The organism is Mycolicibacter sinensis (genome assembly GCF_001667945.1).
Taxonomy (GTDB): Bacteria; Actinomycetota; Actinomycetes; order Mycobacteriales; family Mycobacteriaceae; genus Mycobacterium; species Mycobacterium sinense_B.
The window spans coordinates 1-14,572 of the sequence record NZ_LZJK01000020.1; the positions used below are offsets into that span (position 1 = coordinate 1).

The 14,572-nt window shown below is 69.9% G+C and carries 11 protein-coding genes, 1 tRNA gene and 1 pseudogene; 5 read left to right on the forward strand and 8 right to left on the reverse strand.

Annotated features, from left to right (window positions below):
• The 5 genes and pseudogenes from A5694_RS01330 to A5694_RS24430 all read right to left on the reverse strand — a co-directional run.
• The coding region (locus A5694_RS01330; RefSeq protein WP_109535558.1) for an FtsB family cell division protein at nt 1-727 on the reverse strand (727 nt) is incomplete at its 3' end.
• 18 nt (nt 728-745) lie between these two features.
• The gene (gene eno, locus A5694_RS01335) at nt 746-2,035 is read right to left on the reverse strand and encodes a phosphopyruvate hydratase (RefSeq protein ID WP_064920054.1); all 1,290 of its coding nucleotides are present in this window, start codon (nt 2,033-2,035) and stop codon (nt 746-748) included.
• Nucleotides 2,036-2,121: 86 nt separating this feature from the next.
• Nucleotides 2,122-2,856 (reverse strand): lytic transglycosylase domain-containing protein, encoded by a 735-nt coding sequence (locus tag A5694_RS01340; protein ID WP_064920055.1) that lies wholly within the window; start codon nt 2,854-2,856, stop codon nt 2,122-2,124.
• 123 nt (nt 2,857-2,979) lie between these two features.
• Complete coding sequence (gene sigC / locus A5694_RS24425) at nt 2,980-3,540, reverse strand: RNA polymerase sigma factor SigC (RefSeq protein WP_234786559.1); 561 nt, start codon at nt 3,538-3,540, stop codon at nt 2,980-2,982.
• Nucleotides 3,541-3,675: 135 nt separating this feature from the next.
• A pseudogene (locus A5694_RS24430) lies at nt 3,676-4,362 on the reverse strand (DUF2275 domain-containing protein); the annotation flags it as partial.
• 105 nt (nt 4,363-4,467) lie between these two features.
• Between A5694_RS24430 and A5694_RS01350 the strand changes: the two are divergent.
• Nucleotides 4,468-5,994, forward strand: a complete 1,527-nt coding sequence (locus tag A5694_RS01350; protein ID WP_064920056.1) for a PPE family protein — start codon at nt 4,468-4,470, stop codon at nt 5,992-5,994.
• A gap of 160 nt (nt 5,995-6,154) precedes the next feature.
• Here the strand turns inward: A5694_RS01350 and A5694_RS01355 are convergent, their stop codons facing one another.
• The 3 genes from A5694_RS01355 to A5694_RS01365 are packed head-to-tail and all read right to left on the reverse strand — an operon-like array spanning nt 6,155 to nt 11,435.
• Nucleotides 6,155-7,099 (reverse strand): nucleoside triphosphate pyrophosphohydrolase, encoded by a 945-nt coding sequence (locus tag A5694_RS01355; RefSeq protein ID WP_064920057.1) that lies wholly within the window; start codon nt 7,097-7,099, stop codon nt 6,155-6,157.
• Nucleotides 7,096-10,773 (reverse strand): transcription-repair coupling factor, encoded by a 3,678-nt coding sequence (mfd, locus tag A5694_RS01360; RefSeq protein ID WP_064920058.1) that lies wholly within the window; start codon nt 10,771-10,773, stop codon nt 7,096-7,098. The genes A5694_RS01355 and mfd overlap by 4 nt, the downstream gene beginning before the upstream one ends.
• Nucleotides 10,774-10,832: 59 nt before the next feature.
• Nucleotides 10,833-11,435 (reverse strand): TetR/AcrR family transcriptional regulator, encoded by a 603-nt coding sequence (locus A5694_RS01365; protein WP_064920059.1) that lies wholly within the window; start codon nt 11,433-11,435, stop codon nt 10,833-10,835.
• Between the two features lie 87 nt (nt 11,436-11,522).
• On the opposite strand from A5694_RS01365, the gene A5694_RS01370 reads away from it, so the two are divergent.
• From A5694_RS01370 to A5694_RS01385, 4 genes are all read left to right on the forward strand, one after another.
• Nucleotides 11,523-11,594, forward strand: a tRNA-Gln gene (locus A5694_RS01370).
• A gap of 122 nt (nt 11,595-11,716) precedes the next feature.
• The gene (locus A5694_RS01375; protein ID WP_234787892.1) at nt 11,717-12,565 is read left to right on the forward strand and encodes a glycosyltransferase; all 849 of its coding nucleotides are present in this window, start codon (nt 11,717-11,719) and stop codon (nt 12,563-12,565) included.
• Nucleotides 12,566-12,656: 91 nt separating this feature from the next.
• Complete coding sequence (locus A5694_RS01380; protein ID WP_131809700.1) at nt 12,657-13,820, forward strand: lipopolysaccharide biosynthesis protein; 1,164 nt, start codon at nt 12,657-12,659, stop codon at nt 13,818-13,820.
• Nucleotides 13,817-14,572: an SGNH/GDSL hydrolase family protein gene (locus A5694_RS01385; protein WP_064920062.1), complete on the forward strand. Its 756-nt coding sequence runs from the start codon at nt 13,817-13,819 to the stop codon at nt 14,570-14,572. The genes A5694_RS01380 and A5694_RS01385 overlap by 4 nt, the downstream gene beginning before the upstream one ends.

A 14,572-nucleotide genomic window follows, 5' to 3' on the forward strand; every position in this document is an offset into this window, starting at 1 on the left:
CCCCGCCCGCCGCGCGGCTCTCGGCCCAGTTGCCGGCCCACCACGTCCAGGTCGGCGGGGTCAACCACCGGGCGCAACCGGAACGGGAACGGCGGGAGGCCCCGGCGGTGGGGGCGGCACCCCCCGCCCCCCCCGCGGGACCGGGCGGAGGGTGCGGCACATCGGCGATGGTGTGCCACAGCGCGGTGTACCAGGGGTCACCGCTGGGACCGATGTTCCCGGGCTCGACACCCGGCTCGCCCGGCACCTCGGCGGTCGCGGGCAGCTGGACCTGATAGGGAATCTCGCCGGGCATGACGAAGCCGAGCCGCTCCCGCGCCTGCGCCCGGATATGCGCTGGGTCATCCATGTTGGCCTTCTGCTGTTGCAGGTCGTTGATCTGGCGGTGCAGCGTGGCTTCCAGCTGGGACTGCTGTTTCATCTCCGCGTGCTGGGCGAAGAACGTGCGGACCGGTCCGGCGAGGGTCAAGGTGAGCACGCACATCACCGCCGCCAGGATGACCGCACGCCGCGCGGTGAAACCGACCCGCAGCTCCGAGCGCAGATCCGCTGCCGCCGAGGCGGATCGCTTGATCGGCTGGGCTGGTGATTCCGGCGCGCTGCGCGAGGAGCCCGGTCCGCGGCGTACCACCGGTGAGCGGCGCGGGCGGGCGCGTGCGGTTTCACCGGCCCGACCCGGCCGCGACGTCGCGGTGCGCCGCTTCTCGGGCCGTTTCGGATCGGACATGGCAGCGGCCCCGAGGAGCTATTTGCTCTCCGGCGCGTAGCGGGGGAAGGCCAGCTCGCCGGCGTAGCGGGCGGCGTCACCGAGCTCCTCCTCGATCCGCAGCAGCTGGTTGTACTTGGCCACCCGCTCACTGCGGGCCGGGGCACCGGTCTTGATCTGTCCGCTGCTGACGGCCACCGCCAGGTCGGCGATGGTGGTGTCCTCGGTCTCGCCGCTGCGGTGGCTCATCATGGTGCGGTAGCCGCTGTGGTGGGCCAGCGTCACCGCATCCAGGGTTTCGGTCAGGGTGCCGATCTGGTTGACCTTGACCAGCAGCGCGTTCGCGGCGCCCCGCTCGATGCCCTCTTCGAGGCGTTCGGGGTTGGTGACGAACAGGTCGTCGCCGACGAGCTGCACCCGGTCTCCGATCGCCGAGGTCAGCGCCACCCAGCCGTCCCAGTCGTCCTCGGACAGCGGGTCTTCGATCGACACCAGCGGGTAGCTGTCGAGCAGCTTGGCGTAGAACTCGGCCAGCTGGGCCGCGGTGCGGGTCTGCTTCTCGAAGGCGTATCCGCTGCCCTCGGTGTAGAACTCGGTGGCCGCCACATCGAGGGCCAGCGCGACATCGGTGCCCAGCTTGAGGCCGGTGGACTCGACCGCGCTGCTGATCAGGTCCAGGGCGGCGGTGGTGCCGGCGACGTCGGGCGCGAAACCGCCCTCGTCTCCCAGCCCGGTGGACAGCCCGTGCTTCTTGAGCACCGCCTTCAACGAGTGGTAGACCTCGGCACCCCAGCGCAGCGCCTCGGCGAAGTTGGGGGCGCCGATCGGGGCGACCATGAACTCCTGGACGTCGACACCGGTGTCGGCGTGCGCGCCGCCGTTGAGGATGTTCATCATCGGCACCGGCAGGATGTGGGCGTTGGGACCGCCGAGGTAGCGGTACAGCGGCAGCGCCGCGGAGTCCGCGGCGGCCTTGGCCACTGCCAGCGACACCCCGAGCATGGCGTTGGCGCCCAGCCGGGACTTGTCCGGGGTGCCGTCGAGATCCACCAGGGCCTGGTCCACCAGCCGCTGGTCATCGGCGCTGATCCCGATGACCGCCGGTGCGATCTGGTCGAGTACCGCGGTGACCGCCTTCTGCACACCCTTGCCGCCGTACCGCGTGCCGCCGTCGCGCAGCTCGACGGCCTCGTGCTCACCGGTCGACGCGCCGGAGGGCACCGCGGCCCGGGCGAACGTCCCGTCCTCCAGCGCCACCTCGACCTCGACCGTGGGGTTGCCGCGGGAATCGAGGATCTCGCGGGCGCCGACCTGCTGGATGATGGGCACTGACTTCTCCTTGAGCTGGGTGGGGCTGGCCTTGATAAGCCTATGGGGGCCTCTTGGGAGCCTAACGGTGCTCCCCAACACCTACGTCACAACGGGCGGCCAGCCGCGTACGCGGCGGCCCAGTCCCGCACGGCGCGGGCGTAGATCTCCGATTCGTTGTAGGCCATCAGCGCCGTCATCCAGCCCTTCGGCGTGGCCAGATCTTTGCCCCGCCAGCACAGGTAGCCGGCCGCCGACAGCGCAGCGTCGTCGATGTTGTCCGGGCTGACGATGCCGTCGTTGTTGGCGTCGACGCCGTACAGCCGCCAAGTCTCCGGGATGAACTGCATGGGGCCCATCGCGCGGACCACGCCGTCGTCGTCGGCCAGGTCCGGCTGCAGGTTCTCGACGATGTGCAGCGTGCCGCCGGTGCCATCGAGACGCACGCCCCGGATCTTCGGCCGCACGTCACCGTTGCGGGCCACCGTGGCGTGGTTGTAGCGGCCGTGATGACTCTCGATCTGGCCGATGCCGGCCAGCGTCGTCCAGCCGAGGTGGCAGTTGGGGTTCTCCACCTCCGCGACCCGTGCGGCGTAGGCGTACGCCTCCAGCGCGGTGACCGGGATATCGAGCATCGCGGCCCGCTCGGCGGCCCAGTGGTAGAGCTGATCGGCCGGACGGCCCGCCACCAGGTCGGTATTCACCGGCGGGACCGGGTCCCCGGGCGGTGGCGGCACGCCCTGCGGGATGGGGTTACCGAGCTGCCAGCTGCAGCTGGACGCCAGCAGCACGGCCGTCGCAGCCACGACGGCGGTCGTCCGCAGCCAACGATGCGCCGACACCGCTCTCCCCAACCTCGAAACCCTGATCTTTGTCCATCGTTCCATGACCCCAGCGCCAGGGACGGCCTTCAGTAGCCCCGCATTCCGGAAAAACCCGGCCTGCCAGCGCGGATATTGGTCGGGCTAACCGGTCAGCTCGTCGCGTTCCGGATCGGCGAGCAGCGCGTCACGGGCGCGGGCGACCCGGGAGCGGATGGTGCCCACCGGGCAGCCGCACACCGCCGCGGCGTCGTGGTAGGACAGCCCGAACAGCTGGGTCAGCAGCAGCGCCTCACGCTGCTCGGCCGACAGGCCGGCGATCAGGCTGGTGACTTCGACAACGTCCTCGAAGCCACGGCTGGGCCGGTCGCGGTCGAGCAGCAGTTCGGGGTCGGCGCCGGGAGCGGTGCGCGGACGCGACCGCAGGTACCGGATGTGGTCGGCGACCACCCGGCGCGCAATGGCCAGCAGCCAGGTCCGGGCACTGGAGCGTCCGGAGAACCGGCCGATCGCGCCGATCGCCCGCAGGAAGGTCTCCTGGGTCAGGTCATCAGCGCTGACGCCATCGAAGAGGTAGGCCACGAACCGCCAGACATCGCGCTGGGTGGCCTTGATGAACGCCTCCAGAGCCCGGGTGTCGCCGGCTGCCGCCGCCAGCGCGAGCGCGGTGACAACGTCATCGTCGACTCGGTCCGCGCTCGCCATGGAAAACCACCCTAGACCCGGCCCTGCGGCGCCACTACGACGCATGGTCGTAGGGATGGTCGACTGGTTGACCGACCGCAGATGGCGGCCCTTCCGGCCGCGGCTGGAATCGACCGGCGGAGACGCATCGCGGGAGTCGTCTGCGGCTCGGCGCGAGCCGGTGCCACCGGTACGTTCGCGGGCCACCAGCAACGCGAACAGCAAACCCACCAGGACCGGCAGATGGCTGGCGATCCGCTCGACCGTCACCTGCCCGTGGTAGGTGTCGATCGCGACGTAGCCGGTCAGCGCCAGCGCATAAACCCCGGTGATTGCGGCAACACCCAGCGCGACCGCCGGCCAGATACCCGCGGCGATCATCGCGCCGCCGAGCGCCAACAGCCACGCGGTGGATTCGTGCAGCAAATGCGCCCCGGTGGCCGCGCCGTGCCCGTGCGCCGACACCATGCCGAAGTCCACGCCGGCGATCTGGGCCAGTGCCATCGCCACCTGCAGCATCCCGACCACGATCAGGGACAGCCGCCGATAGCCCCAGCGCGTCCACCGCGTGCCGGCGGTGATCTCGCCGGTGACCGATGTCACGCCGGCTGCCGCCAGAATCTGCGCGGCCAGGTCAGGGCCCGCCGCGGCGTCGGCCCCGGACTCGATCTCGGTCAGCCGGCGGGCCTGGGCGGCAGCACCGACCAGCCAGCGTCGGCAGCTGCGGCACGATGCCAGGTGCGCGTCGACCTGCTGCGCCGGCAGCTCCTGCTGTTCGCCGTCGAGCAGGGCCGACAGGGTTTCGCGCACCACCTCGCACCGCATGCCGACATAGTCGCTCATTCGGTGCGTGAAGACAAAGATTCGAGAGCCGGGAACCAAACCGGGCGGCGAGGCGACCACTGGTTGACCGAACAAGATCACGATCGCTGGAAGTGGTGGTGTTTCATGACCGCACCGGTCTGGCTGGCGTCGCCGCCGGAGGTGCACTCGGCGCTGCTGAGCGCCGGCCCGGGACCCGGTCCGATGCTGGAGGCGGCATCGGCCTGGTCAGCGATGAGCGCCGAGTACACCGAGGTCGCCGCCGAGCTCGATGCGGTGCTGGCCGGCGTGGAAGCCGGCGCCTGGCAGGGCCCGAGCGCCCAGCAGTACGCGGCCGCGCACGCACCCTATCTGAGCTGGCTGGCTGAGAGCGCCGCCAAGAGCGCAGGCGCGGCCGCCCTGCACGAGACGGCGGCCGCCGCCTACAGCACCGCGCTGGCCGGTATGCCCACGCTGGCCGAGCTTGCCGCCAACCACGCCGTGCACGCGACGCTGGTCGCAACGAACTTCTTCGGCATCAACACCATCCCGATCGCGCTGAACGAAGCCGACTACGCCCGGATGTGGGTCCAGGCCGCGGAGATGATGACCGTCTACCAGGGTGTTGCGGGAGCGGCGCTGGCCTCGGTTCCGCCTGCCACGCCCGCGCCGCCGATCGTGGCCCCGGGCGCTGCTGAGGCCACCGCGGGGACGAGCTGGGAACAACAAGTCGCCGACTGGCTCACGCAGTTCAACATGGGTTTTGCCGACCCGATCGCCAAGTGGCTGTGGGCGCAACTGGGAGTCGACGGGTATCCGATCGAGGCGTTTCCGTTTGCCAGCGCGGTGGGCCAGATGCTGGCGCAGATTCCGGGGATGTCCCCGATTCTGGCGGCGTCGCTGGGATGGACCACTTTCCATACGTTGATGCTGTTGTGGCCGATGGGACAGATCGCTGTGCAGATGGCGATCCCGATCGTCATGGCCGCGGCGCCCGGCCTCGCCGCTGCCGCCGCCGGGCTCGGTGCGCTCGGCGCGATCGGCGCGGCGGGCGGGGTCGAGCAGGCGGTCGAGCCGACTCCGCCACTGCCGGTGGCGGGCGGCGCCGGCATCCCGGTCTCCGCGGGCGCCGTGGTACCGGCCGGCGCGGAGGTGTGTGCCTGCGCGGATCCGATCTCGTCGGCCGGCCCGACTGCTCCGGGCACCGTGAGCGGCGGGATGCCGGCCGGCGGCGGCGCAGCCGGCGGCGGCCCGGGTGTCGGTTTCGGGCCGACCTCGTGTCTGTACCTGGTCAGCAGCGCCTCGTCGGCGGCGCGCAGCTCCAGCGGTGCGCGGCGTTCCCGCAGCGCCGAAGAAGAGGCGTCCGAAAGCCAGGGCGCCCCAGCAGAATCTGCGGCCCAGGCGCTGGCCGCCAAGCGCCGGCGCCGCCACCGCGCCCAGCAGCACGGGTTCGGCGACGAATACATGGACATGAACGTCGGCGTGACCCCGGACTGGGGCCAGCCGGGAGCCTCGGATTCCGGCGCGGGCCCGTTGGGCTTCGCCGGCACCGCCACCGAGGCGCGCCGCCGCGCGGCGGGAATCACCGTGCTCGCCGGCGAGGGGCTCGACACCGAGCCGCGGATGCCGATGCTGCCGGGCGGCTGGGGCGAGGACTCCGATTCTCATAACTAGCGCAAGCGTCCGCAGACGTCGTCGCACAGGACCGCCGCGAGCAGGTACGCGCCTGGATCCACGTCTGGGCGCGACCCGCTCTCGTGGCCCACGCTGTCCGCACGCGAAAAGCGCAGTCGGACCTGCCGTTGGAACGGCAGGCGCCGCAATATCCTCCTAATTAAGGCTGATCCACCCAGTAAGCGCGCCACTCCTGCTCGCTGATCTCGCCCAGCGGGGCGGGATCGTCGAGGACGTCCACGCCGCCGCCGCGCGCCACCGCGATCTCCTTCTCCACGGCACGGACGGTGTCCATGAATTCCAAAACCGCTGAGCGCAGCTGGTTTTCGACATCGACGTCGGCGGTGACGGTGACTGTGGTGATGGTGTCGGGGATCAGCTCGGCGGGCAGGCCGGCGCGGGTGACGCGCTGCAGCACCTTGCTCGTCAACGCCAACGCCGGCTGGGCGGTGGACAGGTCGTCCATGATCGAGTTCCGGGAGCGCTTTTCGAGCGCTTTACGTTCTTCCCACTGCGCCACCTGGTCTTCGAGCGAGATCTCCTCACCGGCGAGCACCGCCGGCACCCGGTTGCCCAGCTTGCGCAGCAGTGCGTCGGCGACGTCGTCGATGCCGAAGGGATGCTCCGGGGCGTCCTCGGCGATGCGGGCGTGGAACAGCACCTGCAACAGCACGTCGCCGAGTTCCTCACGCAGTTCCTCGGCATCCCCGCTGCGCACCGCGTCGAACAACTCGTAGGTCTCCTCGAGCAGGAACCGGCGCAGCGAGTCGTGGGTCTGCTCGCTCTCCCACGGTCCGGCGGTGCGCAACCGGTCCATGATCGCGACCGCATCGATCAACCGCTCCCCCGGCGGCGCATCCGGCGCGGCGATCAGCGTCTCGCCGGCCGCCAGGCGCGCGACGACGGCGGGATGATCGCGATCTGAGGACAGCAGCACCGGGGCCTGCCCCTCGAAGGCACCGGAGAGCACCGACTGGGCAGACGGCAGCGACCACGGCACCGCGATCGGCAGCTCCTCGGTGTAGACGACGTCGCCGGTCAGCAACGCCAAAGCCTCCACCGGCACCAGTGCGGGCCGGCGGGGGTCGACCAGGACGACGGTCATCGTCGGCCGGCCGGCGCGGCGGCGTTGTCAACGGCTGCCGGACCGGTCACATCGACGTGGCCTTGCGGTTTGCCCTCCAGCGCTGAGATCAGGTCGGCCACCATCTGGACGAGTTCGACGTCGCGGATGCGGGGGGCACCGACCGAGGAGCCGGCGCGCGGGATCGGGACCTGGATGGTGGCGGTGGTGGCGCGGTAACTGGCGGCCGGGTGCAGCCGCTTGAGCCGCAACTGGGCGGAGTCGGCGAGCGTCATCGGGGCCAGCCGCAACGTCGTCGCCGACGGCGCCGAAACCTCGGTGATCCCGACGCTGCGGCACAGCAGCCGCAGCCGGGCCACCGCCACCAGCCGGCCCGCCGGCTCGGGCAGCGGCCCGTACCGGTCGGTCAGCTCCTCTACCACCGCGCCCACGGCCTCATCATCGGGGGCGGCGGCCAGCCGGCGGTAGGCCTCCAGCCGCAGCCGGTCGGAGTTGATGTACTCCGGCGGCAGGTGGGCGTCGACGGGCAGGTCGATGCGGACGTCCTTGGTCTCCTCGCTGGTGACGGTCTCTCCGTTGAACGCCGCCCGGTACGCCTCGACGGCTTCGCCGACCAGCCGCACATACAGGTCGAAGCCCACCCCGGCGACGTGCCCGGACTGCTCCACCCCCAACACGTTGCCGGCACCCCGGATCTCCAGGTCCTTCATCGCCACCGCCATCCCGGCGCCGAGTTCATTGTTCTGGGCGATGGTGGCCAACCGGTCGTGGGCCGTCTCGGTCAGCGGCGTTTCCTTCGGGTACAGGAAGTAGGCGTAGCCGCGTTCCCGGCTGCGCCCCACCCGGCCGCGCAGCTGGTGCAGCTGGGAGAGCCCGAAGGTGTCGGCACGTTCGACGATCAAGGTGTTGGCGTTGGAGATGTCCAGGCCGGTTTCGATGATCGTGGTGCACACCAGGATGTCGTATTCGCGGTTCCAGAAGCCCTGCACGGTGGTCTCCAGCAGTTCCTCGGGCATCTGGCCGTGCGCCACGACGACCCGGGCCTCGGGCACCAGCGCGCGCACCCGGGCGGCGGCCGCGTCGATGGAGCTGACCCGGTTGTGCACGTAGAACACCTGGCCGTCGCGCAGCAGCTCTCGCCGCAGCGCCGCCGCGACCTGCTTGTCGTCGTGCGGGCCGACATAGGTCAGCACCGGGTAGCGATCCTCCGGTGGGGTCAGGATCGTCGACATCTCCCGGATGCCGGCCAGGCTCATCTCCAGCGTGCGCGGGATCGGGGTGGCACTCATGGTGAGCACGTCGACGTGCGTGCGCAGCGCCTTGATGTGCTCCTTGTGCTCGACACCGAACCGTTGCTCCTCGTCGACGATCACCAGACCGAGGTCCTTCCAGCGCACCCCGGTCTGCAGCAGCCGATGGGTACCGATCACGACGTCGACGGCACCGTCGGCCAGCCCGTCGATCACCGCCTTGGACTCTTTCGGGTCGGTGAACCGGGACAATCCCTTGACCGTGACCGGGAACCCTGCCATGCGGGAGCTGAACGTCTGCAGGTGCTGATCGGCCAGCAGCGTGGTGGGCACCAGCACCGCGACCTGCTTACCGTCCTGGACGGCCTTGAACGCCGCGCGCACCGCGATCTCGGTCTTGCCATAGCCGACATCGCCGCAGATCACCCGGTCCATCGGGACCGGTTTTTCCATGTCGGCTTTGACCTCGCTGATCGCGGTGAGCTGGTCGACGGTCTCGGTGAACCCGAAGGCGTCCTCCATCTCGGCCTGCCAGGGGGTGTCCGGGGCGAACGCATGTCCGGGCGCGGCTTGGCGTTTGGCGTAGAGCGCCACTAGTTCGTCGGCGATCTCCCGCACCGCCTTGCGGGCTTTGGTCTTGGTCTGGCTCCAGTCGCTGCCGCCGAGCCTGCTCAATGCGGGGGCCTGCCCGCCGACGTAGCGGGACAACTGGTCCAGCGCGTCCATCGGCACGTAGAGCTTGTCGGTTTTGTTCGCCGTACCGCCGCGTTTGCCGGAGGCGTATTCCAGCACCAGGTATTCGCGGCGCGCCCCGCCCACGGTGCGCTCGGTCATCTCCACGAATTTGCCGATGCCGTGCTGATCGTGCACCACCAGGTCGCCGGCGGTCAGTGCCAGCGGGTCGACGGCGTTGCGGCGCTTGGCCGCCAGCCGCTTGCCCTCCGGTCCGGCGACCCGGTTGCCGGTCAGGTCGGTCTCGGTGACGATGACCAGGTTGGCGCCGGCGACCACCAGTCCCTCGTGCAGCGGGCCGGCCAGCACCCCGACCACCCCGGACTTGGGCGCGGCACCGGGCTCCAACATGGTTGCCGGGGTGTCGGATTCGGCGAGCTGCTCCACCAGCCGCCTTGCCGTGCCCACACCGGGCGCCACGACCGCCGCGGCGCCGCCGGTCGAGGTGTGCGCGCGCAGCATGGCGAAGATCTCGTCGATATCGCGTTGCCGGCCCCGCGCCGACGGCGACGGGCGCACGTCGAGCTGGATCGCGGACTCGTCGGAGAGCTGGCTCAGCGTCCACCACGGATGTCCGGCGGCCACCGCGGCCTCGGCAACCTCGTCGAGCTCCCGGAATCCCGACCCGCCCAGCTGCTCGATGTCGATCGGCGCGTCACCGCCGATCGCCGCGACCGACCAGGACGCCTCCAGAAACTCGCGGCCGGTCTTGATCAGGTCGGCGCCGCGGGCGCGGACCTTCTCCGGGTCACAGACCAGCACCGGGGTGCCGGCGCCGAGCTGATCGGTCAGCAGCGCCTGCGGGCCGGGACGCAGCACCGGACCCAGCGCCTCCATGCCGTCGACCGGGATACCCTCGGCGAGCTTCGCCAGCATGTCGCCGACGGTGCCGGTGACGGTGCTGCCCTCGCCGTGCGGCTGCTCGCGTGCCAGCGCCGACATTTCCATGGCCCGCGCCCGCACCTCGTCGGTGAGCAGTAACTCCCGGCAGGGCATCGCCACCACGGTGCCCGCCTCGATCTCGGGGATGGAGCGCTGGTCGGCCACCGAGAACGGCCGCATCTCGGTGATCTCGTCGCCCCAGAACTCGATGCGCACCGGGTGCTCCGCGGTCGGCGGGAAGACGTCGAGGATCCCGCCGCGCACCGCGAACTCGCCGCGTTTGCCGACCAGGTCGACCCGGGTGTAGGCCAGCTCGACCAGCCGGGCGATCACCGCGTCGAACGGTGTCTCGTCGCCGACGGCCAGCATGACCGGTTCGATCGTCTCCAGTTGCGGGGTCATCGGCTGCAGCAGCGACCGGGCCGTGGTCACCACCACTCGCAGCGGCGGGCCGAGCCGTGCGTCGTCGGGCCGCGCCAGCCGGCGCAGCAGCAGCATCCGGGCCCCCACGGTGTCCACCCCGGGGGAGAGCCGCTCGTGCGGCAGCGTCTCCCAGGACGGGAACAGCGCCACCGTGTCGCCGTAAACCCCGCGCAGTTCGCTGGTCAGGTCCTCGGCCTCGTGGCCGGTGGCAGTGACCACCAGCAGCTCGCTGTTGCGGGCCAGCGCGGCGGCGACGAAGGGCCGCGCCGCGACCGGGCCGACCAGTTTGAGCTCGGCGGGCCGGTCACCGGCGCGCTCGATGAGATCGGCGAAGGTCGGCGCGCTCAGTGCGGCTTCGACGAGCCCCGCGATCGGGGTGGCTGGGCTGGCGTGCCCCGGTGCGGTCATGATGCGGGCAATTGTAGGCGGTGGTGCTGCGGGCGCTGATTTGTGTTGCGGTGCATGCCTTATACGTCGTGCAGGGTCGGATCGGCCTCCAGGTGCGTCAGGCCGTTCCAGCACAGGTTGACCAGGTGCGCGGCCACCACTTCCTTCTTGGGTTCGCGCACATCCAGCCACCACTGAGCCGTCATCGACACCGACCCGACCAACGCCTGGGCGTACAACGGGGCGGTCTCGGGATCCAGGCCGCGCCGGGAGAAGTCCCCGGCCAGAATCGACGACACCTGGCCGATCGCATCGTTGAGCAGGGTCGAATACGTGCCGGAGCTGATCGAGGCCGGGGAGTCGCGGATCAGGATCCGGAAACCGTCGGTGTGCTCGTCGACGTAGGTCAGCAATGCCAGCGCGACCCGTTCGACCCGCAGCCGGGACTGGTTGTTGGTCGACTTGGTCAGCGAGGTGGTGATGCCGTCCAGCAACGCTGACATCTCCCGGTCGACCACCACGGCGTAGAGCCCCTCTTTGCCGCCGAAATGCTCGTAGACGACCGGTTTGGACACGTTGGCCCGCAGCGCGATCTCCTCGATGGAGGTGCCTTCGTAGCCCCGTTCGGCGAACAGCGACCGGGCGACGTCGATGAGTTGGTGCCGGCGTTCGCTGCCGGTCATCCGGGCTCGCGGCGCCCGGCCGTCCTTGTCCAGACCAGCCACGCAACCAGCGTAGCCGTTTGGACTAGAGTCACTGCCGAGCACCGATCCGTCGTGGTGTAATCGGCAGCACCTCTGATTTTGGTTCAGATAGTTCAGGTTCGAGTCCTGGCGACGGAGCTTGTATCCGCATTTGGCGCATTTCCGGCCGCGACGAACGCCAGTGTTGCGCGCTTACAGCTGATAGCGTGCGGTGATGCGTTTCCCGCATCGCTTCGGCCGTTCGCGCAAGGAACCGAAGGGTGAGCACCCAGCCTCGCGCTGATGACCCCGGGTCCATGCCGGTTTTCAGCATCCTCGTGCCGTCCTTTAATACGGCGCCATTCGCCGAGACCGCATTTCGCAGCGCGCTCGATCAGATGGGCCCCGACGACGAATTGCTGATCCAAGACGCGGGATCCACCGACGGCACGCAGGAGATCATCGCCGAGCTCGCACGGGCCGATCCGCGGGTCAAGCCGGTGATCGAACCGGACCGCGGGCAATCCGATGCCCTCAACCGCGCGCTGGCACGCGCTAAACCGTCCTGGACGATTTGGCTGAACTCCGACGACGTACTCCTTCCTGATGCCCTCGACGGGCTGCGCAAAGCCGTCGTGGAGCACCCCGACGCCGACCTCTTCTACGGGGGCAGCTGCATGATCCGTGAGGACGGCACGTCGGTCGATTTCTTCCCCGGGCGCAAGATGGAGTTCGAAAAGCTGCTGCTCCTCGGCCCCACGGCGTTCTCCGGGTCGATCGTGATGCGCGACAGCACGCTGCGGGAACTGGGCGGCATCGACGAGAGCCTGCACTGCTCGATGGACTTCGAACTGCAGGTCCGGATCGCGCAGAGCACTTTGCGCCAAGTCGGCGTGCCGTTCGGGATAGGGGCGCTGCGCTTCCACGACGCAACCAAAGCCGCCAAGATGTGGCCGACGTTCGTCAAGGAGTCCTACGACATCCGGATGCGTTACGCGCATACCCCGGTCCAGAAGCTGTACGGGTTGGGTGGCGCCGCGTTTCATCTGGCCCAGATACCGGTGTTCAAACTCCGGCTCAGCCCGACCTACCGAAAACTCCGGCGGCGGCTGTCGGCGCAGCTGCGCTAGCCCGCACGGGTCGCGGATGGACACCGGACCGGCCACCGATCGGCCAGCGCACACGGCGCGCAGCGTGGCGTGGCGCTTCTCATCGCGCATCGTGAGCTCGGTGGGGCTGGGCGCCACCCTGCTCTTGCTCGCGCGGATCTCGCCAGTGCGTTCCTACGGCGAGTTCATGGTGGCCGGCGCGGTGACCACTATCGCCGGGATCGTGTTCGGGTTCGGCGCACCAGCGCGGGTGTTGCGGGTGGCGGCCGAACACCAGCCGGGGCAGCAGTGCCAAGGTCTCACACCAGTCAGCCTCATCCGCGCGCTTTACCTCATGCACCTCGGTAGCAACGTCGCGCTGGTCACGGTGATGCTGGCCGGCGCAGCGCTGCTCAACCACCCCGCCACGGTGGTCGCCGGCATCGTCTGGGGTGCCGGCGACACGTTGCAAACGTATGCGCAGAACCACTTCGCCGGCATCGGCAGTCATCGGCTCTCGAGCTGGCTGGTCGCCACCCAGCGCATCGTCCCGTGCGCAGCCGTCGTGGCATACCTGGTGACGGGCCGATCGGCGAACTACCCGTTGATCGCGGCCGCGTTCGCGATCCCCCTGCTGATCGCGGCGGCCACGCCACTGACCTCGGTGGCGGGCGCCCGGGGCGACTTCATCGGCGCCACCCGAGGCGCGCTGGGCTGGTGGGGCCTTTCGCTGTCCAACATATTGTTCCAGCTTCAGGTACCGGTCGTGGCCGCCGTGGCCAGCACCGCCGTTGCCGGCCTCTACGGGGTCGCCACCAAGGTGACCGGCCCGGTGCTACTGCTGCCGGCATCGATGGCGACCGTGGTGATTCCCGAGCTGTCGCGCCGTCTGCACACCGGGCACGCCTGGGAGCTCTACCACAAGCTCTCACGAGTGTGCCTGGCCTACATGGGCGTCGCCGTGGCGTGCGCGTGGCCGGTCGGCATCATCGTGACACACATCGCCGGCCGGGCCTACGCTGCGGCACTTCCGTTGGTGGCCGGAATGGTCGCCGCGGCAGGCCTTTCCGCGTACTCACAGTCGTTCGCGGCAATGCTGGTGGCCGCGGGTTACCCCAATCAGGCAACCGCCTGCATCGCAGGGGGAAACGGCGTGGCGTTGGCTCTTCTGGCCGCCCTGGCGGCATGGGGACCCATCGAGTCGCTGGCCATAGTGCAACCGCTGGCCGAACTGGTGGTGCTACCCGGATTGATGCTGGCGGTGCGACGTCTTCGCGCTGCTAATGTGGTGCCATGACGCGGTCCGTGTCGGTACGGTCGGCGCTGTGTTTCTCAGCCGCTGTTCTGACCGCCGCGTGCGCCGGCCAAACCGCGCCGCGGCAGCAGCCGCAGGTGGCAGCGCCGTCGCCGCCCGCCGAAACACCATCGCGCACTGAGGCTGAGGCCCTGCAGGCTGTGGTGGTCGGCGACGAATTCGCTTCCGGCACCATCTCGGGCGGGTTCGGCAGCAAGAACTGGACTGCCGACCTGCAACGGCGGGCCGGGCGGTCCGGAATCGATGTGTATGTCCGCAACTTCAGCCGCGGCGGCGCCGGATACACCGCCACCAATCCGGACTCCCCCACGTTCGGCGAGCAGGTGGCTCGGGGCGTCAACCCCGATACCAACTTGGTGCTGCTGGCGGGCGGAACCAACGATGTCGACTCGCTGCCGTCCTTGCACGATGCCGCCGTCGGCACCCTCGACCAGGTGAAGGCCATTGCGCCCCGGGCGGGCATGCTGGTAGTCGGGCCGAGCTGGTATCGGCGCGAGCCCCCCGACAGTGCGATCCTGGCTGCCCGCAACATCATTCGTGACGCCGCCGACGAAGCCGGTGCCCCATTCATCGACCCGATCGCCGATGGCTGGTTCGCCGGGCGCGACGACCTGGTGTCGCCTGATCATCTTCAGCTCAACCACGCCGGCCAGCAGGTCGTCGCCGATCGTCTCGCCCCGCCGGTGATCGCCGCGTTGCGTCAACAACATCCGGCGCCAGGGCGCTCCCGGTGA